21 protein-coding genes, 1 tRNA gene and 1 pseudogene are annotated in these 26,102 nt (G+C 54.3%); 10 read left to right on the top strand and 13 right to left on the bottom strand.

The annotated features are described in order from the left end of the window. Positions 1 to 89 precede the first annotated feature (89 nt). From QWI16_RS07570 to QWI16_RS07555, 4 genes are all read right to left on the bottom strand, one after another. Positions 90 to 3,149, bottom strand: a complete 3,060-nt coding sequence (locus QWI16_RS07570) for a TonB-dependent receptor (protein WP_302712192.1) — start codon at positions 3,147 to 3,149, stop codon at positions 90 to 92. A 947-nt stretch (positions 3,150 to 4,096) separates the two neighbouring features. Then, positions 4,097 to 4,996 carry an NAD(P)/FAD-dependent oxidoreductase gene (locus tag QWI16_RS07565; RefSeq protein WP_302712191.1) on the bottom strand — a complete coding sequence of 300 codons (900 nt, stop codon included), beginning with the start codon at positions 4,994 to 4,996 and terminating at the stop codon, positions 4,097 to 4,099. A 13-nt stretch (positions 4,997 to 5,009) separates the two neighbouring features. After that, a complete protein-coding gene (locus tag QWI16_RS07560; RefSeq protein ID WP_302712190.1) occupies positions 5,010 to 5,471 on the bottom strand; it encodes an Rrf2 family transcriptional regulator in 462 nt (153 codons plus the stop codon). Positions 5,472 to 5,484: 13 nt separating this feature from the next. After that, positions 5,485 to 6,063, bottom strand: a complete 579-nt coding sequence (locus tag QWI16_RS07555) for a class I SAM-dependent methyltransferase (RefSeq protein ID WP_302712189.1) — start codon at positions 6,061 to 6,063, stop codon at positions 5,485 to 5,487. Between the two features lie 178 nt (positions 6,064 to 6,241). On the opposite strand from QWI16_RS07555, the gene QWI16_RS07550 reads away from it, so the two are divergent. Further along, complete coding sequence (locus QWI16_RS07550; protein ID WP_302712188.1) at positions 6,242 to 7,516, top strand: O-acetylhomoserine aminocarboxypropyltransferase/cysteine synthase family protein; 1,275 nt, start codon at positions 6,242 to 6,244, stop codon at positions 7,514 to 7,516. 40 nt (positions 7,517 to 7,556) lie between these two features. Here QWI16_RS07550 and QWI16_RS07545 read toward each other — a convergent pair whose 3' ends face one another. From QWI16_RS07545 to QWI16_RS07530, 4 genes are all read right to left on the bottom strand, one after another. Beyond that, entirely contained in the window at positions 7,557 to 8,354 is a 798-nt protein-coding gene (locus QWI16_RS07545) for a transglutaminase-like domain-containing protein (protein WP_302712187.1), read from the bottom strand. 177 nt (positions 8,355 to 8,531) lie between these two features. Then, entirely contained in the window at positions 8,532 to 9,560 is a 1,029-nt protein-coding gene (locus QWI16_RS07540) for a hypothetical protein (RefSeq protein WP_302712186.1), read from the bottom strand. A gap of 156 nt (positions 9,561 to 9,716) precedes the next feature. Continuing rightward, positions 9,717 to 10,745 (bottom strand): cupin-like domain-containing protein, encoded by a 1,029-nt coding sequence (locus QWI16_RS07535; protein WP_302712185.1) that lies wholly within the window; start codon positions 10,743 to 10,745, stop codon positions 9,717 to 9,719. 147 nt (positions 10,746 to 10,892) lie between these two features. Then, a complete protein-coding gene (locus QWI16_RS07530; protein ID WP_302712184.1) occupies positions 10,893 to 11,342 on the bottom strand; it encodes a hypothetical protein in 450 nt (149 codons plus the stop codon). Between the two features lie 170 nt (positions 11,343 to 11,512). Here QWI16_RS07530 and QWI16_RS07525 point away from each other — a divergent pair, with 170 nt between their 5' ends. The 4 genes from QWI16_RS07525 to QWI16_RS07510 all read left to right on the top strand — a co-directional run bounded on the left by QWI16_RS07525 (position 11,513) and on the right by QWI16_RS07510 (position 14,690). Continuing rightward, complete coding sequence (locus QWI16_RS07525) at positions 11,513 to 12,163, top strand: DsbA family oxidoreductase (protein WP_302712183.1); 651 nt, start codon at positions 11,513 to 11,515, stop codon at positions 12,161 to 12,163. A 19-nt stretch (positions 12,164 to 12,182) separates the two neighbouring features. Beyond that, positions 12,183 to 12,542, top strand: coding sequence for a DUF4112 domain-containing protein (locus tag QWI16_RS07520; RefSeq protein WP_302712182.1), 360 nt, complete (start codon positions 12,183 to 12,185; stop codon positions 12,540 to 12,542). Positions 12,543 to 12,820: 278 nt separating this feature from the next. Then, positions 12,821 to 14,374: a hypothetical protein gene (locus QWI16_RS07515; RefSeq protein WP_302712181.1), complete on the top strand. Its 1,554-nt coding sequence runs from the start codon at positions 12,821 to 12,823 to the stop codon at positions 14,372 to 14,374. A gap of 136 nt (positions 14,375 to 14,510) precedes the next feature. Further along, a complete protein-coding gene (locus QWI16_RS07510) occupies positions 14,511 to 14,690 on the top strand; it encodes a DUF6435 family protein (protein ID WP_302712180.1) in 180 nt (59 codons plus the stop codon). A gap of 7 nt (positions 14,691 to 14,697) precedes the next feature. On the opposite strand, the gene QWI16_RS07505 is transcribed toward QWI16_RS07510, so the two are convergent. Both QWI16_RS07505 and QWI16_RS07500 read right to left on the bottom strand, forming a co-directional pair. Continuing rightward, entirely contained in the window at positions 14,698 to 15,345 is a 648-nt protein-coding gene (locus QWI16_RS07505) for a glutathione S-transferase (protein WP_302712179.1), read from the bottom strand. Between the two features lie 155 nt (positions 15,346 to 15,500). Continuing rightward, positions 15,501 to 17,093, bottom strand: a complete 1,593-nt coding sequence (locus tag QWI16_RS07500; protein ID WP_302712178.1) for a glycoside hydrolase family 43 protein — start codon at positions 17,091 to 17,093, stop codon at positions 15,501 to 15,503. A 204-nt stretch (positions 17,094 to 17,297) separates the two neighbouring features. Between QWI16_RS07500 and QWI16_RS07495 the strand changes: the two genes are divergently transcribed. Next, entirely contained in the window at positions 17,298 to 19,025 is a 1,728-nt protein-coding gene (locus QWI16_RS07495; protein ID WP_302712177.1) for a glycoside hydrolase family 43 protein, read from the top strand. A gap of 222 nt (positions 19,026 to 19,247) precedes the next feature. Further along, positions 19,248 to 19,871 (top strand): DUF4304 domain-containing protein, encoded by a 624-nt coding sequence (locus QWI16_RS07490; protein ID WP_302712176.1) that lies wholly within the window; start codon positions 19,248 to 19,250, stop codon positions 19,869 to 19,871. 388 nt (positions 19,872 to 20,259) lie between these two features. Here the strand turns inward: QWI16_RS07490 and QWI16_RS07485 are convergent, their stop codons facing one another. Next, positions 20,260 to 21,123, bottom strand: a complete 864-nt coding sequence (locus tag QWI16_RS07485) for a type II CAAX endopeptidase family protein (protein WP_302712175.1) — start codon at positions 21,121 to 21,123, stop codon at positions 20,260 to 20,262. A gap of 222 nt (positions 21,124 to 21,345) precedes the next feature. Here QWI16_RS07485 and QWI16_RS07480 point away from each other — a divergent pair, with 222 nt between their 5' ends. From QWI16_RS07480 to QWI16_RS07470, 3 genes and pseudogenes are all read left to right on the top strand, one after another. Further along, entirely contained in the window at positions 21,346 to 22,617 is a 1,272-nt protein-coding gene (locus tag QWI16_RS07480; RefSeq protein WP_302712174.1) for a winged helix-turn-helix domain-containing protein, read from the top strand. Between the two features lie 649 nt (positions 22,618 to 23,266). Then, positions 23,267 to 23,980: a DUF5343 domain-containing protein gene (locus QWI16_RS07475; protein ID WP_302712173.1), complete on the top strand. Its 714-nt coding sequence runs from the start codon at positions 23,267 to 23,269 to the stop codon at positions 23,978 to 23,980. Between the two features lie 439 nt (positions 23,981 to 24,419). After that, positions 24,420 to 24,521 (top strand): annotated as a pseudogene (locus QWI16_RS07470) (transposase); the annotation flags it as partial. 80 nt (positions 24,522 to 24,601) lie between these two features. On the opposite strand, the gene QWI16_RS07465 reads toward QWI16_RS07470, so the two are convergent. Then, positions 24,602 to 24,955 (bottom strand): helix-turn-helix domain-containing protein, encoded by a 354-nt coding sequence (locus tag QWI16_RS07465; protein WP_302712172.1) that lies wholly within the window; start codon positions 24,953 to 24,955, stop codon positions 24,602 to 24,604. A gap of 607 nt (positions 24,956 to 25,562) precedes the next feature. Next, a tRNA-Ala gene (locus tag QWI16_RS07460) sits at positions 25,563 to 25,638 on the bottom strand. Between the last annotated feature and the right edge of the window lie 464 nt (positions 25,639 to 26,102).

Raw genomic sequence — 26,102 nt, 5'->3', positions numbered from 1 at the left:
CTCCATGAAAAAAGCCGCTGTTTCCAGCGGCTTTTCAACTCATAGCCAGACAAAACCCACCTGTCCGGCCCTAGCCTGCCAACACGAGGTTAGAAGGTGTAACGAGCACCCAGTGAGTAGCGGGCACCCAGGTCTTCCAGGCTGAACATCTGGCGCTCAGAGCGACCGTACAGACGCGAGTCCTCACCGGTGACATTCAGACCTTCAGCGGAGAGAGTAACATTGTCGGTTACATCGTAGCTGATGGAGAAGTCGATTTGTGAGTACTCTGCTACATAGCCAGGTGCGTTATTACCACCTTGCGCCAAGCTAGTCAGGTAAGAATCACGCCAGTTGTAGGTCACACGAGCCTGCAAGCGGTCCTGATCGTAGATCAACGCCAAGTTAGCCGTGTCACTCACACCCAGCATGGCAAACTGCTCTTCCTGACTGGTGTTGTCTACGTTCAGGTCAGACTCCACAAATGTGTAGTTAGCCTGAACGCCGAAACCAGACTCGCCAAAGAAGTGCTGCAGCGACAGCTCCGCACCGGTAATGGTGTCATCGCGGAAGTTGCTCGGGTTGGTAGTAGCCCACAACTGAATCGGGTCAGAGCTATCCGGGCGAACAGCGGTTGACTCGTTATTGGGGTCCAAGCCTTCATTGATCAACATCATGTCGTGCTGGTGAGCCAGGTTGTTTGGATCCCACAGGGTTCCATCACGGTTTGTCTCGTCGTTGGCACGAGCGGCGTTGATGTCTGCAATGGCCTGATCAAAACGTGGCCCTTCGCGAATATCACGCAGGTTATACGCTGGCAGATCATCTACAGTGGTACCAATGAAGTCAGACACTTCTTTTTGGAATATCGCAGCAGACACATAGCTCGCATCGCCGTAGTACCATTCAACCGACAAGTCCAGATTCTCAGACTCCAGAGGAGTCAGCATTGGGTTACCCGCACTGGCCTGCTTGTTTAGTTGACTGTCAAGGCTAATGTTGGAACGAAGATTGTTGTACGACGGACGAGCAATAGTGATGCTGTAAGACGCGCGCAGCTTGATGTCTTCGGTCAACGCGATGTCAAAATCAACGTTTGGCAAGAAATTGTCGTATTCATTTGTAGCAACGGCAACACCCTCACCACCGCCGGTGTAAACCAATGACCAGTCATCATCGCCATCCCAGCTTTGGTTGGTCGGAAGCAGCGTAACAGCTTCTGAGGTTAACTCAGTCTCTTCCTGACGCAAGCCAACTACGATGTTCGAGGCCATACCCGCAATATCGAAACCACCGGCAAACTGAACGTAGTACGCTTGAACCTCTTCGGTAATGGTGCGGTCAGTATTAATGACACCATTAGGCATAATGCGACCGTTCGGGAAGTTGTTGAAGTTTGCCGCAATATCTGGATCGCTCAGGCCTTGAGCGTAAACCCACTCAATATTTTGTACCACAGTATCGAAGTCACGAACTTCTAAACCATAATCCAAGAATTGAGAATCACCGGTAGATTCGCTGAAGCTCGGGAAACCTTCACCAAAATCACGAGGAACGAAATAGCTCGACCAATCTGGGCCAAAGGTATCCGGATCAACCCCCCCCCAGTTGCCCATGGTAATGCGAGGAGACTCACCGTTGTTCATCAAAGTATGGTTGCGATCTTTGCGATCTTCAACACCGAAGGTGATATCAACTTGTTCGAAGAACGCGAAACCACCCAGATCCAAAGCACCATCCAAACGCAGCTGCTCAATATTAGCATCTGTGCTGTCCCAACGAGCAGACCCCATAGCAGAGCTCATGTCGCCGCCATCGAGAATACCGTTGTTGTTACCCTTATCTTCACGAGAGTCATCAAACGTGATGCCCATAACAGGCAAATCGTTGCGCCAATCTGCGTACTCAGAAGTCACAACGTTCGCGTTCAAGCCCAGCTCAGTCTGAGTGGTGTAGTTCTTAGATGACGAATCGTGATAATCCACCGCCAAGCTAAAGTTATCGGTAACGTTCCATTCAAGGTTTACACCGACAGATTCAGAGGTAGTGGTACCGTTATAGTCCTGTGCAGCAAAAGACACGTCCTTACCGGCACCGACAGAGTATGCGTTTGAGTAGATAACAGGCGTGTGAACTTCTTGGTTGCTGTCGAAAGTCAAGGCGTCAATGGCGCTTTCGTTGTACCAGGTTGACTGCTGTGAACGTCTTTGATCCAGCTCGTATTCGGCATAGGTGTAGTCAACGGTAGCAGTCAGAGAATCAACCGGGCGGAACTGCATGGTTAACTGACCGTTGGTACGTTCACGGTGATTGTCTTCCAAAGCGAAACGTAAGTCGGTAGGTGTTGCGTAATAGTCACCTGCAGACAGCGGGTTGGTAATCACGGCGCTGTCTGCAATACCCGGCAGGCTGCCATCGGCGTTTACCTGGCGCATTTGCCAGTTGTTTACAAACGCGTTAGAGCGAACATTGTCGCGCTCCTGATAGGAGGCACTCAGTGCAACACCGAAGGTTTCTTCGTCATTTGCCCAGCTAAAAACGCCAGAAACCTCTGGGGTAACTTCGCGACCATCGCCGTCACGGCCAATAGTAGTATCGTGAACCGCTTTAGCACCAACGGTAGCCTTGATATCTCCCACATCCAAAGGGCGCAATGTCTTCAGGTTGATAGTAGCACCCAAACCACCGCCTGAGAGGTCGGCACGGCCAGTTTTATAGATTTCTGCCCCGCTTACACTTTCAGCCGCCAAAGCCGCGAAATCAAAGGCACGGCTAGCGCGGTCACCAACACCGGCATCGTTGGTCACAGAAGGCATATTACGGCCATTTAGGGTGACCATATTCATAGATGGGTCAATACCGCGGACAGTTACGCGGGCACCTTCACCGTTGGTACGGGTAATGGACACACCGGCGATACGCTGTAGCGATTCTGCCAAGTTGGCATCGGGCATTTTACCGATGTCTTCGGCCGAAATAGCATCGACAACACCGGTTGAGTCACGCTTGATATCCATGGCGCGATCGAGAGACGCGCGGATACCCGTGACGACCACCTCTTCCAACGCCGCATCGTCCTGAGCCAGAGAAGTCTGACTCAGACCAGCGAGCGCGGTCGAGGCAATAGCCGACACGATCAGCTTTTTCTTAAACGTGGATTTACTATACATGGAGCTCTCCTTTTATTATCGTCAGGAAGAATAATCCGTCACACCCTTTCAGAATTTTTTACCTTCTAGCGGCAATAAAATCTCTGAAAGTTATTCGCTTTCAACAAGCAAACGAATTTCTTTTTATTCACATTGCTGTGTGAATTTTTCTAATTTTTAACCCTGATTTACCGCAACGTTTTTTGGGCAATGGTTACTGACCTGCGGCGAATTAGCACAGGAATGTACGGCAAGCCAAAATGCGATTCAATAGTCAAATCCAGGGCCGTCAAAAAGTAAACGGTTACACTGGGAATGTTAACCATAACGCTAAGCTCCTGCCATCTGTGGATAACCTGCTCATTGAGCATAGCCCTTACTTATAAGCCCATCAGCAGCGGATTTAACAGCGAATCAGGCCCCACCCTCCCAGCCGCCAAAAAATTCATAATTGACTGATTTAAAAGGACTTTAAACCAATCCTGACGGGCGCTAAAAATTTTTCAGGTGTTAAATCATCAACCAATGATAGCGCTACCAAGCAACAAATAAAAGTAAAGTACGGTTAAAAGAGGCGCATATAACTTTTTTCCAATTTTTTTTCTGTTATCGCTAACAAGAAATCGAATATTCAGCCGCTCACCCTTGCTTTGAGGTCAAACAGCCCCACAGACCGCATGGTCTCTGGAGTTTATCTGCAACATGGTCAAAAAACGGTGAGAAAGCAAATGTATGTAACCGGTTACCTATGTGACAGCGGTGTCAAAAACGGCGCTTTTTTACCCGTTTTTAGGGTGATTTTTGAATCAAAATAAGGAAATTATAATGGTCAAAATGACCATTAAGCGAAGCATCAACCACCCCAAAAACTTTTGGTCTTTTTGACTATTTAATAATGCAAAGCCCAAAAGGTTTTTTGATTTTTTAATCACATGAAAAGTGAATTGATTAAACGCACTTGACCAAGTTTACCCCGACAAACCTTCAAACATTAATGAGCGGTGGACACCCAAACCTGCGGTAGCACCATCGGCCATCGCAAAGGTGACATTGCCTGCCGGCCTCGCCATATCACCACAGGCGAAAACGTTGGTGACGCTGGTCTGCTTCATCTCATCGGTCGCTACAGCGGGGGCGATGGGGCCTTCAATAATCTCGCAGCCCAACTGCCGGGCAATATCACCGCTCTGAACGATCACCGGCGCAACAAACAATCCCGCCAGAGTTTCTTCGCGACCATCCGCCAGCGTCAATACCGCCTCACGTTGACCGGCCAGGCGGACAACCGCCTGGCGCTCAAGCGCAACGCCACGCGTGTTTAATTGCATTAACTGCTGCTCATCCGGCTCGAAAGCGCCATTGAGGAACAAGCTGGTAGGCCCCCAGTCGGGCAGCATCAGCGCCTGATGCAGAGACATCTCGCTACTGGCCAGCACACCGACCCTGCCGCCACCAAGTTCGTAGCCATGGCAATACGGACAATGAAAGACCAGGCTCCCCCAGCGCTCGGCAAGCCCCGGCACCGGCGGCAGCTGATCACGTACGCCTGTGGCGAGCACCAGCCGTCGTGCTTCTAAATGATCACCCGCCTGTGTGCTGACAACAAAGTGCTCCCCCTGCTTTGCCGCAATCTGCACCCGACCCTCAATCCAACTCAGCGTCGGGTAGGCCAGCAACTGGGCCTTTGCCTGTCCGGCGATCTCCCCCGGTGGTTTGCCGTCGAGCGCCAGTACGCCGTGGGCGTGGCTGGCAAAGCGATTGCGGCGCTCTCCCGCATCGATAATGGCCACCTTGCGCCGGGCGCGCACCAGAGGCATGGCTGCGGCCATGCCCGCGTAACTACCACCTACGATTATCGCGTCGTACATAAACGTTCTCCCGCTATTGATGAGATTGACCCGCCTTTGTACAGTCGGGCTTTTCCGCCCAATGCTCGTGCACGTGGGCGCTCATATCCGCCAGGCTCACTTCTTTAAAACGCTGCAGCAGCAAGGCTTCTGCGGCTTCAAAGCTCTCGCCCATAACGTGGTTCACCGCCCGCTCCACCAGGCAGCCGGAGGTTTCATTACGGTTGCCGATGGCAAAAATCTTTGGGTGCTCAAGAGCCCGGTAGACGTCGTAGAGGCTGACCTTCCGCAAATCCTTTGCTAGCCGCCAACCGCCGCCGTGGCCTTTCTCAGAACTCACCAGCCCCTCTTTGCGCAGCGCCCCCAAAAGGCGCCGCACCACCACGGGGTTGGTGCACATCATCTGAGCCAACGCCTCGGAGGTCAGCGGCTCATCGAACTCGGCCATATGCAGCAAAATATGCAAGACGCCGGACAATCGGGAGTCGGTTTTCATAGTTTCCTGCCTTCTATAAACGTTCAAACACCAAAAAATACTGACGCGGCAAAAAGTCAAAACGCTGTAAAAGTCCAAAACCCGCCTGTGCCAGCTCCACGATCACCACCGCCTCGACCACTCGCGGTCTTCCGGCAGCAATATCGTCTTCGCTCTGGCGTCGGTCAATCACGGCCAGTCGCGTACCAGAAGCCAGGCGTCTGGCAACGCGCCCAAAATACTCGACCCGGTTCGGTATATGGTGGTAAGCATCCACCAATAGCAGTAAATTCACCGCCCCTATGTCTTCCTCGAAACCTTTATGGGCAATGACCAGAGCCTCTAGATTCGACACCCCCTGCACACGGGCGCGCTCAGCTAGGTAGCGCACCATGGCCGGCTGGGAGTCCAGTGCCAGCACCCTCCCTTCGGGTAAAGCTTGTGCGAGGTGCAGGGCAAAATACCCGGTTCCGGCGCCCAACTCTGCTACTACCGCGTCGGCTGGCAAACCTAAAGCCCGGATCACTGCATCGGGCTTTTGCCAGGCATCGCGATCCGGCGGCTCAAGACGATCAATAAGTACTTCGGGCTGCGCGAAATGGTGATGAGACATCCAGTACCCTCGGGTCTTACCATTACGTAACTTTCATAATTACATAATCTATAATATTATGTAACCTTAAAAAGTACAATAAAAATTCTCTTAGTCTGAGCCCAAGGCCGCGCACCAAATGTGTGCTACATTCGTTCGATCACCTCGCCACACTCAATAACAGGAAACGGAGAAAACGATGAAGCTGGAATCCCTGGCACTGCACTGCGGCTATGAGTCAGAACCCACTACCAAGGCAGCCACCACGCCTATTTACCAAACGACCTCCTACACTTTTGACGACACCCAGCACGGGGCGGATCTGTTTGACCTGAAGGTTGCGGGCAACATCTACACCCGCATCATGAACCCGACCAATGCGGTTCTCGAAGAGCGCATCGCCGCGATGGAAGGCGGTATCGGCGCCCTCGCGTTGGCCTCTGGTATGGCAGCGATTACCTACGCCATTCAGTGCATTGCCGAGGCGGGTGACAACATCGTCAGCACCAGCCAGCTCTACGGCGGCACCTACAACCTGTTTGCCCACAGCTTTCCGCGCCAGGGCATTGAGGTGCGTATGGCGTCTTTTGACGATTACGACAAGCTGGAAAGCCTGATTGACGACAACACCAAGGCCGTGTTTTGCGAGTCTATTGGCAACCCGGCGGGCAATATTGTCGACCTGCAAAAACTCGCAGACATTGCTCACAAGCACGGCGTCGTGCTGATTGTGGACAACACCGTGGCGACGCCCTTTTTGTGTAAGCCCTTTGAGTACGGCGCCGATATTGTTGTGCACTCACTCACCAAATACATCGGCGGCCACGGCACCACGGTGGGTGGCATTATTGTCGACTCAGGCAGCTTTGACTGGGTTGCCAATAAAGCCCGCTATCCCATGCTCAACGAACCCGATCCCTCCTACCACAACGTGGTCTATACCGAGGCGCTCGGCGAGGCCGCCTACATCGGCCGCTGCCGCGTCGTGCCGCTGCGCAACACAGGCTCGGCGCTGGCGCCGCACAGTGCGTTTTTAATCATGCAGGGGCTGGAAACTCTGGGGCTGCGCATGGAGCGCCACTGCGACAACGCCCTGGCCGTCGCCAAACACCTTAAAGCTCACCCCAAGGTCACCTGGGTCAATTACGCGGGCCTGGAAGACAGCCCTTACCGCGAGCTGAGCCAGAAGATTACGCAAGGGAAAGCCTCGGGGATTCTCAGTTTTGGTATTGAAGGCGGAAAAGCCGCAGGGGCCCAGTTTATCGACGCGCTGCAGATGATTTTGCGGCTGGTGAACATCGGCGACGCCAAATCCCTGGCCTGTCATCCTGCCACCACCACTCACCGCCAACTGAACGAGCAAGAGCTGAAATCGGCGGGGGTATCGGAAGATTTGGTGCGCTTGTCTGTCGGTATTGAGCATATCGACGATATCCTCGCAGACATTGATCAGGCACTGGAGAAAGTGGGCTAAGGGCCATCACTCGGGCGGGGCTACCCCGCCCGGTAAGTCATCATGGCTCGTCCGGCTCGAACCGCTCCACATTCACCACCTGGGTGTGGAGAGAAGCCAGCGGGCCAAATTGGTTGTAAACCGCCACATCCGTGGCGTCGCGCCCGTAGCCGATCGCCACATAGCCACCTTTGGCGCTGCGCTGTGTCGCATCAAAGGTGTACCAGCGCCCGCCTACATAGGCTTCAAACCAGGCGTGCAAGTCCATAGGCTCAAGGCCGTGCAGATAACCCACCACCAATCTCGCGGGAATACACAGGGCGCGGCACAGAGCGATCCCCAAGTGAGACAAATCCCGGCACACACCAACCTGCCTGGCGTTAACCCCCACGGCCGATACCGGCAAATCGCCACTGCCCGGCTCGTAGCGAATCGTTTCTCGCAGCCAGGTCTCAATGGCCGCGACTTGGTCATAGCCGAGAAGCATTCCGGCGGTGATTTCCAAGGCCATCTGGCTAAACTGCTCCGACTCACAGTAGCGGCTCGGCAGCAAGTAGCCCAGCACCGAGTCTGGAAGGTTTTGAATCTCAATAAACGGCGCACCCGGTGCCTCATCAACCAAGTCGGCAGTCATCACCTCAACCACCGTGCGCACCGAAAACGGCCCCGGCGGCGCCACCAGTCGCTGACACAAGTTGCCGTACAAATCGGTAAATTCATGCACGTGAATGCTCGGAGCAAGCTTGTATTCCTCCCGGGCAATCCACTGCTGGGCACCGCTGCGCGGACGCAGCATCAAAATAAACGGCGTTGGCACACTGATATCAAATTTGAGTGCACAGCTAGCGCGTAACCACATGGAGCAAGACCTCGGATACCGTTTAACCAGGAATGGTCCGTACCAGCATACAGGGGAAAGACTATGGATGTTAGACGTTGGCGAATAACGTCTAGTCTTAGCCCCCGAACCCATTAACGCCCGAGCGCTTTTATGTACAGCTCAACCTCAAAAGACTGATCACCCTAAGCATACGCTCTAGGGAAAAAGACTCACCAAGTAAGCCAAAGCCGCTACTTCGCCCTGCTCTTTGTAGACCTCGATATAGCCCTGCCAGTCTTGCGAGTTGAGCACCACACCTGAGCGGCTCATTTTCTCCTCGAGTTGCTGCCCCAAGTTGAGCAATGTGCTCTGTGCTTGCTGACTGTACTGCGTCCACGGCGCCACTTGACTCTCCGAGCCCTGCTCCCCGGAGCCCCATCCCTCGGCGTAAGTTGCCGCCAGTTCCGCACCCACTGCGGTATCGAGCAGGGTCTCGCCGTGCGAAACCAACGCCTTTCCCCGCGCGGCGCAGGTTTGTCTCCAATCACGGGCACCGGAGTTGTCGCGACACAACTGGGAAATCTCGTGTAAATGCGATATTGGGTAAGCACTGGCATACCCCATGATTTCGGCGAAATCCCCTGCCGTGAGATAGCCGTTGCGGCGCAGCAAAGCACTGCCCAGCATCTCCAAAGTCTCCACAAGATAAGAGCGGTTCGCGGGGGCATCCGCAGCGTTTTGCAGATGGTGCAGCGCCTGTTCGGCGTTTCCTTTGCGATAGGCCCGCTCGGCCAGTAGATCATCGACCAAAGCGTTATTGGGATCGGCGACCTTTAACGCTGCAAGCTCTTGCTCGGTCGCCAGAGGCTGACCGTCCTGCTCGGCTTGGGCGATCAGATAGAGCACCATAGCCCGCCGCGAAGTGTAAGCCAAAAGCTCACGCAATTGTCTTACGGATGCGCCACTCGGCCCCCGTATGGCCAGGAGCAGCAACTGATCTTCCGGATCTGCCGAGGGTTCAAGATAGGCAATCAACGGCTCTTTTGCGTTAGCTGGCGCCTCCGGCGTTGTATCGCCCGCCCTGGGGACAGGCTTCAGTGTACGTTTTACAGGCGCAGAGGTGGTCTCAGCCGGCGCCTCCGGCAGGCTCGCAGTGTCGTCAGCCTGCCGGAGCGACACAACCAAAAAAGACGCCGCCAGCAGCAATACACAGGCTGCGAATAAAAACCGGACTCTAGCGCGCATGGATTCGTTTGCGTGGGTATTAAGGTTTGGCTTAGCGCGCCATACTACCGAAGGCCACAGCGTCTCTCAACGTGGCTTGTATTGCGCGCGCAACTATGGGCGGGCGGGTTCTTTGAGTGGTGACTCTTGTGTGAAGCTAAAGGCGTCCCATTGTATCTATTTTTCGGGTGGCAAGCCCGCTTGCAGCCCGTGCTTGAGGTAGGTTTTTATCTCTTCGGCCACTTCGGGAGTAAGCTCGCCTAATATGCCCCTGTGCTCGGGCGCAAGATGCTCGGCCGGCGCCGCTTCACCAAACACATAGTGATCGAAAAACGCTCTCCAGGCCTGACGCTGTTTCAACGGCAAATGACTGACGGCGAGAATGCTGTGTATCAAGCTATCAAAGGGCGAGCCTGTGGTCGCGGTGAGCGGCTCCCACCAGTAGTTCACCAGCACGTTGAGTGGCGCAAATGAGTCGACGTTGTGCCACCACAAGGGCGGAATATACAAAGCATCGCCGGGCGCCAACTCGGCCACCTGGGCCTGCTCCAGCGCCTGCGCAAAGCGCGGGTAACGGCTTAAATCCGGGTTGCTAACCGATACCATACTCACTGGCTGACCGGCTGGTGTATGATCTAGCGGACCGATATAGAGATTGCTAATCTGCTCCGGCGGAAAGAGCGTAAAGCGCCTTTTGCCCGCCAAAGCGCAGGCGATATTATCAGAGGTATCAAAGTGCGTGGTGATGGTCGCCGCGCCGCCAATCCAGATATTGGGCAGCACCTCATCACCGATAACCTCCAGGTGATTGTCCTTTTCAAAGCCGGGTAACACCGAGGGAATTGAGGTGGCCCCCATATAAATGGATGGCGCATCGGGCGCACCAATCAGACCTTGAAACTGGCCGAGTGCCGCGGCAAAAGGACCTTCAAGCTCTTCAAAATTGAAGCCGCGCATGTCCTCCGTGTAAAAATACCGGCCGTGAATTTCCGGCGCTCCCAAAAACAACCTAACCGGTTGCTGAGTCGCATAGCCCTTTAGGTAATTGAAGAGTGCGTCGTTCGAGCGCAGCCCCTCGCGAACCGCCGGCCAGTGCTCGACGAAACCGCGCAGCACCGCTGGCTGAAACAGCGGGGCAATGTCGGACTCGAAACACTCGCGCCCGACATTGTGCCACTCGCGAACAGGTGTGGGAGAAGGCAGCATAGAGACAACGACATCCTGAAAACTGAGGCCGAAGTGTATGCCCTGAGCCGCAGGGCTCCAAGTCTATACCTAGGTGAGAGTGTAAGTTTTTGTTTAACCCTCTGGCAACGAAGGCTAAAGGCTAACCCCGAGGGGGCGGGCGACGCACTACTGCGCCAGCACCTCTACCATATGATGGTAAGACTGAGGATCAATACGCACCTGGCTCGGACGGCCTGGCAATATGCCGTACATGCCCGAACAGGCGAGCTCGTCCATCAAATGCAGGGTCGCGTGCTCATCATTCTCCAGCATGACCACTTTACATATGCTGTCGACACGCACGGCCGATGCCACCGGGTCGCCGCCATTTTCAGAGACTATACTGATATCGATAAACTCATCGCCGAAACTCGAGCGAAATTCTGACCAGCTGCCCTCAAAGACCGCGTGGCCGTTGATGCCGTCAAAAGAGCAGACCCGGAACTCAGACCCACCGTTTACCAGCAGCGCAATATCAGCCCTTGGGCACATAGCATAGCGGGTGCCCACTTCTGCCTCGCCATCCACCAAAGGGCGGTGGATCGTGGAGACAGTGTGAATAAAACGCGGCTGCATGGGTAAACCTCCATTTATCGACAAACTTTCAAATGTTACAAAATTTGCATCGCTAAAAACAACAACCCCACCGCGCAATCCAGTCTGCGGCTGTAAACTTTAGTCTGAGAAGTCAAACGCATCACGTGGTAAAGTGGATCAAGTCAACCCTGAAACTGAGCGACTGAACCATGACGCAGAAGATTCAAATCGACCTTGTTTCCGACATCGCCTGCCCTTGGTGCGCCATTGGCTACGCCCGGCTGGAACAGGCCATGAAGGCGCTGACGCCCGATTACCAGTTTACCCTGCAGTGGCACGCCTTTGAACTAAACCCGGATCACACCGGTGAAGGCGAGCCGATTCTGCCGGCCTTAGCCCGCAAGTACGGCCGCACCGAAGAGGAAATGCGCGCTACTCAAGAGCAGATGATACACACCGCCAGAGAGCTCGGCGTCAACTTTGAAAAGATGCAGGAGCGCACTACCTGCAACACCTTCGATGCCCACCGGCTGGTCAAATGGTCCGAGGAACAAGGCCAGGCAACGGCCATGAAGCAAGCCCTGTTTGACGCCTATTTCGGCAAGGCGCTGGACGTGTCCGATCACGGCGTTCTCTTGAACTGCGTCCGGCAAGTCGGGCTGGATCAGGTCGAGGCGCAAAAGGTGCTGGAATCCGACCGCTATGTCCAATCCGTGCGGGACGACGAAACCACCTATCAACAGGCAGGCGTCAGCGCTGTGCCGGCGTTTATTGTCAACCGCAAATACCTGATCTCCGGCGCCCAGGAGGCCGATACGCTGGTGCAGGCATTTCGGGATATCAGCGCCGAAACGGAATAACGCCGAGCGAAAAGCGCAGATGCCGACACCCTCCAGAGCCGAACAGCAAGCCAGGTTAGCGCGGCTTGATAAATTCAGCCGCTTCACCGACAGCAGCCTGTCCGTGCCGTTTACCAATTTTAGAATCGGTACAGAGGCCGTGCTCGGCCTGCTGCCTGTCGTCGGTGACTTGGCGGGCCTGCTGCTATCGGGCTACGTGCTACTTGAAGCCCACCGCGCCGGCGCCAGCCGCCGCGTAAAAGTTCGCATTATGATCAATATGGCCATCGACTTTCTCGGCGGCCTCATCCCGATAGCGGGCGATGTATTCGACGCGTTTTTCAAAGCGAATACGCGCAATACAAAATTGCTGAGGGAGTATTTGCAGCAGCAAATGTAAAAGGCATGCCTGTTTTTCCACTATTTCGCGCAGATAACAGCAGCACCTCGCTAGCCAACCCGATTCATCCCTAAAAACCTCATAGATCGTGACATTTGGCACTGTCGCTCGCGGCAACAGCCTAGAAAAATACACCGCCCAAGGACAATCACCCGGACGCCTAAGAGGCTGTAACGTTTTTTAACGATTAGCCGCTAACGCCACGTTTACACTACCGAAGTTGTCCGCTGCTCTATTTATAGGCTTTATCTGCTTGTTTTTTCTGCAAGGAACCCCTCTTGAACGCGATTCAGTTTATACCCGCTCTATTGTCTGCCATTTTTTTATTTTCAGTGCTGCTTGCCGGCTGTGGCTCTGGCAGTGACACCACCGACACTCACACCCCGCCGGCCACAGACAACCCCGTCGATCCACCGCCAGAGTTATCGGGGGATACGCCCCTGGCACCGCACAACGATGATCTCACCAATATCGCCACTGCGCCGCCGGCGGCGGACGAGCGCGTCAACATTGAGCTTACCGACGCCTACCAATCTCAAGTGACTGACCTGGAGCTAACCGAGGCCGGATTTTGGTGTCACGTTCAACGCCAAGTAGACGAGCATACCGTCAGGCTTTACACCACACTGGACTGGCAGCCGGGCTGGAATCAGCGCCTGCAATGCCACATTGATGCACAACTGGCTTTCCAATACCAACCCGCCGAGGGCACGGTGATTGTCGACACCGCCATGCTCGACAGCAGCCACGTGATAATGCTTGAGGCCGTCTTGCGCGAATCCACCCAACCCAATGCCATTGGCAGCTGGTTTGAGCTGCGCCTGAGCACGCTGAACACAACGGGCCAGCCCGTCCATCAACGCTGGCTGGAAGACATTCCCAGGCCCGAAGAGCTTTTCTTTTACACCCACATCGCAGGTGATGAGGCTCCCACACGCCGCACTGAGGAGAGCCTGAGTCATAACGGCAAGCCGCAACTGACCGCCAATTCCCTCGCCCGCCTGCGGGTGCATCAAGGCACCCCTTATTTGTTAATCCACAGCTACGGCGTTAAGGTCTACCGGCTCTATCAGGACCTCACCGTCGCCTGGAGCCGACAAGTCATGCCGGCCTACACCTGGCTTTGGGCAGAAAGCCTGGCCAACGAAAGCGACATGGCCATTCGTGAAGACGGCACAGTCGCGGTCGGCTTTGAGTTGCACGATCAGGATGTGGCCATTTACAACAGCCACTTTGACGAGAAACTGCAAGACAACAACCAGGGTTATGATGTCGGCATCGCCATACTGAGTCCCACTGGAGCGCTCGAAAACACCTTTATCGCCGGCTTGCAGGGTCACCGCGAAAATCTCGGCAAGCTCTTCTGGCGCGCCGATGAGCTGCTGCTGACCGGTTCCACTCGCTACACAAAAGAAGGTGCCGCCGGAGGCACCACCGAATGGGATGGCTATATCGCCCGCATCGATCCCACTACCGGCACCACCCTCCACTCGCAATTGCTTCATGTCCACGACGAAGACGCCATGCGCGACGCCCTGCTCACCGACACCGGTCGCCTGCTGATCGCCGGAGAATCCGGCTACCGACAGGCAGACACCAACAGCCAAACCAGCTACGGTTACGGTGTGATCTATGAAGTCACCGATAAGGGCGAAGTGCAACCGATCATCAAGCTCGACACCGCGAGAAACTCGGCCATTACTGGGCTGCGCGTCGCAGGCGACACGCTTTACTACCGCTACGACTTTGACGGTTTTATCACCCACACCTGCGATCACGACACAACCCAGTGCTGGCTGAAATCAGGCATCAGTAATTTAGCCCTTGACTAGCCTCGCAAACGGGTTTGCCGAAAGAATAATTTTGGCAAACCCTGCTTTTTGCTATCAATGCCTTGGCATCTGCCCCGATAAAACCAAACAGCGGCTCTACGCGTATAAAGCGGAAACTCATCCAAAAGGCTCGACCATGCTGTCTCTCTTTCGCAAAGATCCAACAAAAAAGCTGCAAAAAACCTATGAAGCCAAGCTGGAAAAGGCCATGCTCGCCCAGCGCGGCGGCGACATTAAAACTTACTCCTTACTGACCGAAGAGGCGGAAAAGATTCGGGCGGAGATTGAAGCCTTGCAGGCGGAGCAAAAATCCTAAAAGCTATTTATAGCGGAAACACCACCGGTTTATCGCCTGCCTGCCAGGGCGAATACTTGACCATGGCTTGCACAAACAGCGGATGCTCCAGCCACGCCTTGAGCCACCGCTGCAAGCGTGGGTAGGGCAGCTGATAAAACACATCGCGATCCACATGGGCAAACTGGCGCACAAACGGCATGACACCGATGTCGGCGACACTGGTCGACTCACCCAGCAAATACCGGTTCTTGCACAGCAAGCGCTCCAGCACCTGCAAGAACACCTCGCCACGCTCGCGGTACTCGGCCTGATCCATTTCCGGGTGGCGATCACTATACTTGTAGCGATCCAGCCAGTGCTTAAACTCGGTGTCATTCTGGTCGAACAAGGCATTCGCCTGATCCAAAACCTCCCCCGCCAATAACCCCTGGGGGTCACTGCGCTTTAACGCCCAGACCAGAATATCCCGGCTCTCGTCAATCACCGCCCCATCGGCCAGCTGCAACACTGGCACTGTACCTTTGGGGCTGATCGCCAGCATGTCGCGCGGCTTATGCTTTAAAACCACCTCTCGCAGCTCTACCGAAAGGCCTGCGAATAGCAAGCCCAAACGAGCGCGCATCGCGTAGGGACAGCGGCGGAAAGAATAGAGCACGGGCACTGGATTGTTCATAAGAGCAGGCTGTTGCGAAATCGGGCGCTAAGGGGCTGCCAGAGTCAGCGATGACATAGGGTGTGTCAAGGGCCCCAGACACACCAACCAGGTAGCGCCGACCCACCAGTCATAAGCGAGCATCGCTATTTAACGCTCAAGGATTCGCGGGATTTTTACTCCAGCCGATAAAAATCAAAGTCCGCGCGGCCGCCCGGTGTCTGGGTGGCGTAGTTAAACAGCGCAAATCGGTAGCCCATAAAATGGGGCAGCGTGTATTTCATTTGCAGCTCGGTGCCAATGCTCTGCCAATGCGAGCCATCCAGGCTGTACCAGAATGTGGCGGTATCGCGCTGGTCTTTAAAGTCGGCCCGAATTTGCAAATAGACCCTTGATTGGGGCAAAGCAACTCGCGCCGCCACCGTTTCGTTCACCTCGGCGTCTTCCGCTTGGCCCGCTACCATGATCAGCGAGGCACCGGTTTCACTTTTTTCTACGCCGACAAAACCGTAGTGCGCCTGCAGGGCCGCAAGCCCGGCGACATCACCCGCAAGCAAGTGCGAGGTATCCAGCGCCACCGTGGCCCGAGCCTCGGGGCCAAACATACGCTGCGTCAGGGTATTGCGGGTATCCAATAAACCCTTATCGAGGCGTTGATTCGTGAGGCTCAGGTAGCCTGGCCGGTCGGTTACTGACCAGCCACTGGCATCGGGGTTGTGATTCCATTGCCAGGCGAGTTTAATTGCCGTGGGCATAGAGCCCGCCTCGGGGTAGTCAAACTCGTCTGGCGCCACAAGATTCCCCAACCCCGGCTGGCTCGAGGCAATGCCCAGCACCTCCGGCACTTGGCCGTCGACGCCGTAGATGGGCCAGTCGTCTTCCCAGTGAACCGGCACCAGATAGGGAGTGCGCCCCACGGCCCCGAAATCCCGAAACAAAAAGGCATACCAGTCGCCCTCGGGCGTATCGATCAAGCCGCCCTGAGCAATGCCACGGTCCTGCAGCACAACTCTACCCTCGTAGGGCCCGGTCAGTTGTTTCGCACGATAAACCAGCTGGGTGCGCATGCCATTGGCCGGCCAGCTGATTAAGTTGATGTAGTAGTAGCCGTTGCGCTTGATCACCTGCGCGCCCTCGGCCGGCACCCAGAAGTCCTCGCCGGCAATGGAAGAGGCTTTTTCAATCACCGTCGTGCGCAGGCCGCCCGGCTTGAGCGCAGTGGCATCCGCCGTCAGCTCAACCAGGTGAATATCGTCGTTGCCGTAGAGGAGAAAAGCCCGCCCCTGATCAAACACCAGCGAGGCGTCGTGAAACAGCTCGTCAATTTCCGCACGCTGCCACTCGCCACTGCCGATATCTTCGCTGGAAAAGATATAGGTCTTACCCGTGTGGTTGGCAAAGGTACTCACGTAAAAGCGGCCCCGGTGATAGCGCAGGCTGCTGGCCCAGGACCCGCGACCGTAGGCCTGCTCGCCACCGGTCAAGGTGGAGGCATTGCCGTCGGCCAGGGTGTCATAGGCATAACCGATAAGCGTCCAATCCACCAGGTTGGGCGAAGCCATCAGCGGCAGACCCGGATTCATATGCATGGTGGTACTGCTCATGTAGAAAGTGTCATCCACCCGAATCACCGCCGGGTCAGGCACATCCGCCCAGATCAGCGGGTTGCGAGCCAGTGTTGAGGGTCCGGTTTGCGCTGGCCCCTCGACTGTGCTGCTACATGCCGCCAGCGCCCACAACACCGCGGCTAAACCCATACGTTGAATCATTGCTAACCTTCACTTGACGGTTTTTATCGGAAAAGGCCGCCTACTCCCAAACGCCCAGCCACCACATCGGCGTCGATTTGAGTGAAGCGCCCAAACTAGTTATAGTTAAAAGTACAATATCTAATTATCATAATATATTCCAAATACCTCTGAGAACAACTACCTCTGAGAAGAACGCTAATCAGAACACTGAGGATCAATAACATGAGAAAGATGACCGCACTCACCGCCGTGGCGCTGGTTGCCACCCTCGCCGGCTGCGACCAACCCGGTGATCAACCGCAAACCACTGCGGCTCCGACCGAAAAGGCGGCCGAAAGCGCCGCCCAGACGTCCTCCACCACCGAAAAAACCGCCGCCTTTACCCAGTTTACCTATGAGGGGCAGTCGCAGGAGACGGTGACCGTCGGCGAGGGCGAGTTCCGCAACCCGATTATCTCCGGCTACGCCCCGGACCCGACCGTCGCCCGCGTGGGGGACGACTACTACGTGGTGACCTCGTCGTTCACCCACTTTCCCGGCCTGCCCATTTACCACTCCAAAGACTTGGTCAACTGGACGCAAATCGCCAATGCCATTGATCGCCCCGACCAGTTCGACTTCTCCGGCCTGAATGTCTCGCGCGGCATCTTTGCGCCGGATCTCTCCTACCACGAGGGCACCTACTACATGGTGTCTACCTGCGTGGACTGTAAGGGCAACTTCGTGATGACCGCCGACAAACCCACCGGCCCCTGGTCCTCCCCCCACTGGCTCGGCTTTGAGGGCATTGACCCGTCCATTCATTGGGACGACAGCGGCAAGGCCTATATTCTCAACAACGGCGCCCCCAACGAAGAGCCCCGCTACGACGGCCACCGTGCCATCTGGATTCAGGAGTTCGACTGGAAAAACCTGAAAATGGTGGGTGAGCGCAAACAACTGATCAACGGCGGTGTGGATATCACCACAGAACCTGTGTGGATCGAGGGGCCACACATCATCCAGCGCAACGGCTACTACTACATCACCGCGGCCGAAGGCGGCACCAGCATCCAGCACTCGCAGACCATCTTCCGCGCCGACGACGTCTGGGGACCTTACACACCGGCGGATCACAACCCGATACTGACCCAGCGCGACCTGGACTTTGAGCGCGACAACCCGATCATCGCCGCCGGTCACGCCAAGTTTGTGCAGATCCCCAACGGCGACTGGTGGGCCACCTTCCTCGCCATCCGCCCCTACGACAACGACATGTTCAACATCGGTCGCGAGACCTTCCTCATACCGGTCACCTGGGAAAACGATTGGCCCTACATCTTGCCCCAGGGCGAGCGCATCCCCTTTGCCATGGAAAAACCGGCCCTACCCGAACAGCCCGCACCAGCGCTGCCCACGGCCGGCGACTTTGGCTACACCGACAGCTTTGACGGCGACGCCCTGTCCGTCAGCTGGATGGGCATTCGCGACCCCGAGGACCGCTTCTACCAGGTGGTCGACGGCGCACTCAGCCTCGCCTGCCGCGGCGGCATCGGTGACCTCAATGCCGTGCCCTCCTTTGTCGGGCGGCGCCAACAGCACCACATCGCCACCGCCTCCACCACCGTGTCATTCAACCCCACCACCGAGGGCGAAATGGCCGGCATCGCCGCGGTGCAGAACGATCAGTACATGACCTTTCTCGGCCTCACCCAACGCGATGGCGAGCCGCAAGTGGCCCTCTACCGCCGGGCCGGCTCCGAGCAGGACGAAGTCATCAAGGCCCAACCACTGCCGAACGCCGAAGAAGTTACCTTGACACTCGCGTTCAACGCCGGGCAAATGCGCGCACACTACACCGTCAACGGTGAGCAACACACCCTCGCCGAAGGCGTGGATGCCACCAATCTCAGCACTAACATAGCGGGTGGTTTTGTGGGGACTTTGATTGGGCCTTATTGTACGGATTGATTGGCTTTGGCCTTGCCTTTGCCGCCTCTGGGGCGGCAAAGGGCTTTCTACCTGCGGGCTGTAGGTATTGGTTAGCTGGTCCACCTTTTATAAGAAGAGCTGGGGGCAGTTACTTTTCGCTTTGCGGGATCTGTTGGTGTAGGCATCATGCGCCCAAGTCAATGAGAAAAGGCCGGCATTTAATGACATACCAAGCACGACCCACTTCTGCAGGAGGTTGACGTGTCTGCGAAAAACCAGCTGAAGCTACTAATAAAAGATCATATACAACCGAGCCTAAAAAAATCTGACTTTCGAAAAAAAGGCATGGTTTTCTGGCGGCAAGATGGAAACTGCATTTCGGCCCTTGAGATTGTGGTGGGCGACAATAACGGCGTCGATAAAGTGGATTTCACTATCGAGGCAGGAACCTACTTTCCGAGTGTTATAAACGCTATTACAAAAATCCCAAGGTTTGCCTTTATCGGGCCGCCAAAAATTCCTCCTAACGACAGCACTTTTATGGTATCCGCCAGAATCGGAGAGCTAGCCGACAACGGGGATCAATGGTGGAGAATTGGCCAGCATTCCGATATCCGGAGTGTCGGAGAGACGCTGGAAGATGCCATCACCAAAACGCTTCTTCCCTGGCTTGATCGGAACTGCGACATTGCCGAATCTATAAAAACATTAAAACAAAAGGTCATACAACAGGATTTTATGTCTGCCGTTTATATGCTGGGTCTAGCAAAGGAAGCGGGGCAACCAGAAGACTGTGAGTTTGCTGTGCAAGTCATCCTCGACAACCCCCTAATTAAAGGTAAAGACCGGAATGACATAAAAGACTGGGCTAAATCTACCCTCTGAGTGGTATGAATCTGTCACCTTTTTTATATGAAGACACCGAAAGCAACTAAAGCCAAAATCAGTAGACCTTGAATCGTTGCGCATCGGTAGCAGAAATTTTTGTCTTTTAGATCAAACAACTCAAAGCGGAAAAACCAGAATGGATTTTTATAGACGATCGTCGCATCCTTATAATTTTTGAGCTTCCCCAAAGCGGAAGCGTAGCACCCAATATTGAGGATGATCAGCACTAAAAAAACGCAAATAAATAGAACTAGAAGCATTTCCTATCACCTTATCTTCCGCGAAAGTTTTATTCATTCTTCGAGAAAATCAGCGCTCAATTGACGCCTCAAGAACTGACCCAAGCCCCCTATAAACACCCATAACTCACGACTTCTAAAGCACCCTACTTCGCCACACGTAAAACCGCCCTGAGGTGTTTATGCTTATCAAACAAAAGGTACAAAACAACGAGAAACAATAAGCTTAGCGGTATCCAGGGCCAATCAGCTTGAAGTCCTTGTAGCGTGTACTGATACTCGGGGCCGTAGTAAGCGATGTAGCCCCACTCCAGAAACCAACACGCCAAGTTATTCAGGGCATGGCAGACAATTGGCACCCACAGGCTGCCCGAATAAACATACAGGCAACACATAACCACCCCAAAAGCCGTCGCTCCAATGGGGTCCGTATGCATGAGCCCAAACAGTATGGATGACCACCAAATCGCCTTCTTGCGGCTGTACTTCTCGCTCCAGCGCCTGAGCAACACCCCCCGAAAAACCCATTCCTCAACCAACGGCGGTAAAATCGCCAGGCAGATCAAACCCAATATATTCGCAACAACCGGGTAATAACCGAGCTCGGAATAGTAAACCAGCGGCGGGGCACTCAACACCCAGTAGTCAACCAGGCTAGGCGCCCAGTACGACAACGGAATAAACACTCCAAAATAGGCAATGGTTGAGAACAGGAAACTGAGAAGCGTTAGCTGCAAACCAACAGCCCAGCTACCCGCTCGGGGCCTGGCAGCAAACTCCCTACCGCCACAGCCCGTCAACAAAAACCCGATAACGCCCAACACTGCAAATAAAGCGTAAACGTAGAGATAAAAGGCTATATCGTACCAGTACCACTCCAGCGGATACTGATCCATCCACCCATACAGAATGTTAAGACCGGGCAAAAAGAAGATGGGTAACAGCCAGATCAGTACGAAATACCTGGCTTTCAGGGGATAAAGCGGTGGTAGTGTCGCTTCCGTGGACATGACTGGGTTCCTGTGGGGACTCTAGTTGAGGAGCGTCTTCTTCGACAGTTTCACATACTGGCGGGTAAAAATAAATCTGCCTCACTTCTCCAATTCACGATTCAAGACCTGACACCCAAACTCTGATGCTTATCGCCTTTGAGTTGATATACCTGTCAACTGAAGATACAGCCATGGAAGATGCAGTGACAGTAGAAGGTGAAACGCCGGTCAGGTAATATTGTGACCGTTTTTTCAATCTATAAACAGCGCCATTTGATCCGCGAAATCACACTTATGCCTTATGCAACCATTAAAACCCAAAGGCAGCTCGCGGCTCTGCGCCGCCTGGCCCTGTCCTCTCAGGGCCTTTTGCAATCCACGCCCTTTGGCAAAGGCGTTCAGGGAACCCGCCAAGCGATCAGCCATATCGGTTATGTGCAGGTAGACACCATCTCGGTAGTGGAGCGGGCCCATCATCATGTGCTGCATTCACGGGTACCCGGCTTTAAGCCGGATATGACCCATCAGTTGTTGGTGCAAGGTGATGTTTTTGAATACTGGGCGCATGCGGCGGCGTTTCTGCCGATAGAGAACTATCGGTTTTCCCTGCCTTACAAGCAGGCCATCAAAGGCGGCCAGACCCACTGGTATAAAAACCCCGATAAAAAACTAATGCGCAGGTTACTGGAGCGCGTGCGCTCTGATGGGCCTTTGCGTGCGCGTGACCTGGAATCCTCCGGCAAGACAGCCAAGGGCTGGTGGGACTGGAAGCCCGCCAAGAAAGCGCTGGAGCAGCTGTATATGCAGGGCGACCTGATGGTCTGTGACCGGCAGAACTTCCAGAAGACATACGACCTGACCGAGCGGGTGCTGCCCATCGGAATCAATACCACGGCCCCCACCGTAGAGGAATTCGCAGAACACCTGCTCGATCTGAACCTCTGCAGTCACGGCCTGGTATCGCTGCGAAGTGTCACTTACCTTAGGCGCAACCCACCGCTGCGCAATGCCGTAAAAGCACTGGTGAAGCAACGTCTGGCTGCGGGTGAGCTGGAACAGGTTTTTCTGCCCAATGGCGAGCAATATGTTTTTAAAACAGGTGCACTGGACGCTCGCCTGCCGCGCGTCAACAACCGCATGCGTATCCTGTCGCCGTTTGACAATAGCGTTATCCAACGCGAACGCCTGCGGGCGCTATTTGATTTTGATTACCAGATTGAATGTTACGTACCCGAACCCAAACGCAAATACGGCTACTTCTGCCTACCACTACTGTACCGGGATCAATTCGTCGGCCGCATGGACTGCAAAGCACACCGCAAAACCGGTGAACTCGAAATCAAGTCACTATATTTGGAACCCTATGACTTTGATGATGAAGCCGTGATCAGCGCTTTAGCCAAAGCCGTGAGCGAGTTCAGCGTGTTTCAGCAGTGTCATACCGTGACGGTGAAAAATGTCTATCCAAAGCGCCTGACAGCGCCAGTGCGGTTGGCTTTATACGCTGGTTGAGGGGTTGTTTGCCCATTTTTTAGGCGAGGACCGGTAGTTAGGTGAACTCACCCCGGAATTCACAATTCAAGACCTGATACCGGCCATTCTGCTTACCCCATATGAGGTGTGAATTGTAAGGCCTGACACTTGGCTCTACGAACGCTCTGATAGTGGAAGCCGCCGACGCGGCCAGCGCGCCTGCTGCCGCCCCTAGGCTGCCGAAATGCGGAGAAACTTCTATCGACCTCGGAAACTTCGCTGCGGCGGAAGGAGCCGCCGGAGTACAGCTCGCCTGCCAGGGTGACGATGTAGCAGCCCAGCCGGGGAACGCTGCTGACTTGCGACTATTGACCGGGGCGGGACTGCCCCACTAAAAAACCCGTAGGCCATCCCATAAACACCTGGTTTACGGACTGGGCGTTACCATTTCGAAACACCTCCCCCTTTTTAACTTCAGCACTCCCTCTCAAATAATAATTACGTAATTGTTTCCTTAAATGTTTTCCATTATGTCGATAATTGTTTATATATCATATGGTTGCACATTTTAAACAAACACATAAAGCTATATATATTTCTGTGCTTATTTAGCATAAGAGGCTTGTAAAGTTAGATAATTGTGGTACTATCCCCCAAACTACCAATACCACTCCCCGCGGGAGGGACTATGCAAACCGAGAAAACAGACAAAAAGTCGCCCCCACCTTACGTTACCTATAGAAGTTTCTTTAATTTTATCAATGGGTTGCGTGAAAATGGGATGCCCACCCACATCACAAGGAGCACACTGCCCGGCTCCAATTCAGGGAAAGCCACGATGGCTGCTTCGCTCCGGGCGATGGGGCTTGTGGTGAGCGATGACCTTCCTACCGAGCTGATGAAGCAGCTGACTGACCCTAACACCAACTACAGCGAAGTGTTGAATGAGGTGCTGATAGGCACGTACGACTTTCTCTCGGACCCCGACTTCGATATAAAAAACACGACCACGGACAAGGTGGTAGAGAAAATCAAACTCGCTGGAGCAAGCGGCAGCACGGTCACCAAGTGCATGGCCTTCTTCCTATCGGCATGCTCAGACGCAAACATTGAGGTTTCGCAGTACGTCAAAGCGCCCACGCCAACCCGCAACAGCAACGGCAGAAGGAAGGCCGCCAACAAGCCCAAGCAAGCGGCAGAGAATGCGACCAAGCCGCAGCCCACGGCAGGACACCAAGAAGACATCCCTGAGGGCATGGAGCGAATTACGGTTCCTTTGCGAGGCATGGAAGACGGCATCATATTCTTTCCGGCAGAACTCGAAGAAAACGAAGCGCGAAAAGCCGTGAAAGCAGCCGTATTTATTTTGAACAGTTACTACGAACTGGAAGACGAGGAGTGATCTACGTGAGAAGAGACTAAGGCTAGCGTAGTAGCCAAAAGCAGTTTCGAAGGGCTCCTGGCAGAGCCCCCGAACTGGCCTGCGACGCAGACAACTTGTCAAGGTTACCGAGGCTTAACCCTTGGCACCGTGAACACAGCAACCTGAGTATACTTCAGGAATACACGGACCGCAAATTCGGCCTCTCCTCACCAAAGAGGGGTATGGGCTATGCACCATACAAATCGTCGAAAGACTGTAAAGGTTCGCACCTACACTCGCCGCCGCCTGGGCGGCAAAGAGACTGTAAGGAAGCACCTACGCAGCCTGCCACGACGTTAAAGGCAGTACCGGGGAGCGGCAGTTAGTCGCTCCCCTTTTTTAGATTGCCCTCTGTAGTGGTCTAATAAAACCGGACACCCATGTAGGTGGTAAAATACCACCCTAAGCGAGGTGTTCAATGAAAAAACAACGTCGATCCTTTTCGGCAGAATTTAAGCGTGACGCAGCAGCTTTGGTGCTGGATCAAGATTATTCGATAACAGAGACTTGCCGATCGGTGGCTTGAATTCTGGGGACAGTTTACTCAATTATGAGCAGCTTACACCATCCAGCCAATAGCAACTTTCTAACTATCATACTTCAAGCCGCTCTCGAACCAGCACTGCAAATGATCTGCGACAACTCCGCTGAGGAAACCCCTAAAGCCAATAGCGACTTAGTCAATGCATCAATCGATACGCTCGGATCACCCGACTCTATATTAGCAACACGGGACTGACTGGACTTTACTCGCTTTGAAAACGCCACCTGGCTTATTCGCTGACTCTTTCGACGCTCCCTTAAGGCATTACCAAGTCCTATTTTCATTTCAGTATAAGCAGACTCCTCGGGTGTTAACCCGAGAAAATCACTTGCATCATCAACTACCCAGCCAGCGGCCTCTAATTTTTTGCGTTTATCGGCACGCATAATCGTGCCTTCGTGCTTAGACATAGGTAGCCGTATGCCATATCTGACATACACCTAAACTAGCGAGTCATCCTGCGACAAGTTCTTGAGCTGAGCCTGGTACTGGATATGAATCTGGCACCCGATTTCCCCTGCAGCCAGCCGAGCGTAGACCTATTTTAGGGGTAAGCACGCAAGGATGCGTGCGCAAGTGTCGCCGCGCCAGGGAAGGCGCGTCGATACGGCCCGCTAAAATCGGTTGGAGAGAGGGAACCCGCAGGGCTAGGATGCCGGGGCGCGCTTCTTGATGACTTCTTGTCGCGCCACAAGAAGTCATTCGCCATCGCCCGGCGATAGAGGGCGGGAATTACGATAGAAAGCTGGCTTAGAAAGCTATTTTGGGGCTGGACCTTAACCTAAACAGAAAAGAATAATCGGACTTCGATAGGCGATGGGCACTCTGGCGACGCCCACCGAGCCTAGCGGGATGCATGGCGCACCTCCCTGTGCGCCACCCTCCGGGCGACTTCGTCGTGCTAATTTGCTCCCGGCAAATTAGTGAACCGGAGCTAAACCTCGCTCCCGCTGAGCTATCAGCGGAACATACAAAAAAGCCCCCTGCTCGTATGAGCAGGGGGCTTTTTTGTATGTTTGGTGGAGCCTAGCGGGATCGAACCGCTGACCTCAACACTGCCAGTGTTGCGCTCTCCCAGCTGAGCTAAGGCCCCAAAAGAGGTGCGCATGATAGGCTCGGGACCGAGGACTGTCAAGACCTTTACTTAAGAAATTTCAGCCAGTTAGCCACCCTGAGCAGGGTTTGGGCGTTCTGACGAAAATTCCAGCATTTAGTACTCTCTACTCTTGTTCGTGAGGAATATGCTGAACGCTGGCACCAAAACTTCGCCCTTGAGTGCGAGCTGAGCGGAAACCAATTTTAGGGGGTAAGCAAACAGGACGTTTGCGCAAGTATCGTCAGGCCAGGGACGGCCTGTCGATACGGCCCGCTAAAATTGGTTGGAGCGAAGGAACCCGAAGGGCCGCGCTCCGGGGCTGTACGTACCCATTCATAGGTTACACCTTTGTCTACATACATAGGTAACAGTTTTTAAACTGATAGGCACTGCCATGTGGAGGTGCCTATGCCTTGGAAAGAGACAACGCCTATGAACCAGAAACTTACATTTATTGCCGA

It is taken from the genome of Gilvimarinus algae (assembly GCF_030518215.1).
GTDB lineage: Bacteria > Pseudomonadota > Gammaproteobacteria > Pseudomonadales > Cellvibrionaceae > Gilvimarinus > Gilvimarinus algae.
Note: the sequence above shows the minus strand (reverse complement) of the source record. Positions and strands in the feature narration are given on the sequence as shown.